Annotated in this window: 1 protein-coding gene; it reads left to right on the top strand. The window is 56.1% G+C overall.

Annotation, left to right across the window (positions count from 1 at the left end):
* Positions 1 to 443: IS6 family transposase (locus ACX3VQ_RS12965; RefSeq protein WP_462581462.1), on the top strand; the 443-nt coding region annotated here is incomplete at its 5' end.
* Positions 444 to 456 lie beyond the last annotated feature (13 nt).

Here is a 456-nt window from a genome sequence, read left to right as displayed (position 1 = left end):
TCAAGCTCAATGGAGAGATGGTCTATCTGTGGCGCACGGTCGATCACGAAGGCGAAGTGCTTGAAAGCTATGTCACGAAGAAGCGGAATAAATCTGCAGCTTTGTGCTTCCTGAAGAAGGCGCTGAAGCGGCATGGCGAGGCCGAGGCAATCGTCACCGACGGCTTAAGATCCTACCCAGCTGCGATGAAGGAACTCGGCAATCAGGACCGTCGCGAGATGGGAAGATGGCTGAACAACCGGTCGGCGAACAGTCATCTTCCCTACCGACGACGCGAACGTGCGATGCTGAGGTTTCGAAGGATGAAAACGCTCCAGAATTTCACGTCGATCCACGCGAGTGTGTACGACCATTTCAACTCAGAACGCCATCTCATCGATCGCCAGACTTACAAAGCCCGCCGCTCTGCCGCCATGGTCGAGTGGCAATCACTGATGGCCTGAAGCGCGGCGCGGG

The organism is Altererythrobacter chaiwopuensis (assembly GCF_054957735.1).
The sequence above is the reverse complement of the archived record's forward strand: the minus strand, read 5'-3'. Positions and strand labels throughout refer to the sequence as shown.